We start from the raw sequence: 1191 nt of genomic DNA on the forward strand, positions 1-1191 counted from the left end.
TGGTGATCGGATTTACTCCGTGAGCTGGGGGTGGCCGCAGAGACCAGCGAGAAGCGACTGTTTACTAAAAACACAGGTCCGTGCGAAGCCGTAAGGCGATGTATACGGACTGACGCCTGCCCGGTGCTGGAACGTTAAGGGGACCGGTTAGCTCACTTTCGGGTGGGCGAAGCTGAGAACTTAAGCGCCAGTAAACGGCGGTGGTAACTATAACCATCCTAAGGTAGCGAAATTCCTTGTCGGGTAAGTTCCGACCTGCACGAATGGCGTAACGACTTCTCGACTGTCTCAACCATAGGCCCGGTGAAATTGCACTACGAGTAAAGATGCTCGTTTCGCGCAGCAGGACGGAAAGACCCCGGGACCTTTACTACAGTTTGATATTGGTGTTCGGTTCGGCTTGTGTAGGATAGCTGGGAGACTGTGAAGCAGGCACGCCAGTGTTTGTGGAGTCGTCGTTGAAATACCAGTCTGGTCGTGCTGGATGTCTAACCTGGGTCCGTGATCCGGATCAGGGACAGTGTCTGATGGGTAGTTTAACTGGGGCGGTTGCCTCCTAAAGGGTAACGGAGGCGCCCAAAGGTTCCCTCAGCCTGGTTGGCAATCAGGTGTTGAGTGTAAGTGCACAAGGGAGCTTGACTGTGAGACCGACGGGTCGAGCAGGGACGAAAGTCGGGACTAGTGATCCGGCGGTGGCTTGTGGAAGCGCCGTCGCTCAACGGATAAAAGGTACCCCGGGGATAACAGGCTGATCTTCCCCAAGAGTCCATATCGACGGGATGGTTTGGCACCTCGATGTCGGCTCGTCGCATCCTGGGGCTGGAGTCGGTCCCAAGGGTTGGGCTGTTCGCCCATTAAAGCGGTACGCGAGCTGGGTTTAGAACGTCGTGAGACAGTTCGGTCCCTATCCGCTGTGCGCGTAGGAGTCTTGAGAAGGGCTGTCCCTAGTACGAGAGGACCGGGACGGACGAACCTCTGGTGTGCCAGTTGTTCTGCCAAGGGCATGGCTGGTTGGCTACGTTCGGGAGGGATAACCGCTGAAAGCATCTAAGCGGGAAGCCTGCTTCGAGATGAGGACTCCCACCCACTTGATGGGGTAAGGCTCCCAGTAGACGACTGGGTTGATAGGCCAGATATGGAAGCCTGGTAACGGGTGGAGTTGACTGGTACTAATAGGCCGAGGGCTTGTCC

1 rRNA gene is annotated in these 1191 nt (G+C 56.3%); it reads left to right on the forward strand.

The features are described 5' to 3' along the window. Window positions 1-1191 (forward strand): 23S ribosomal RNA (locus AB0946_RS41740); the annotation flags it as partial.

This window comes from Streptomyces sp. NPDC046870 (assembly GCF_040704595.1).
Lineage (GTDB): Bacteria > Actinomycetota > Actinomycetes > Streptomycetales > Streptomycetaceae > Streptomyces > Streptomyces argyrophylli.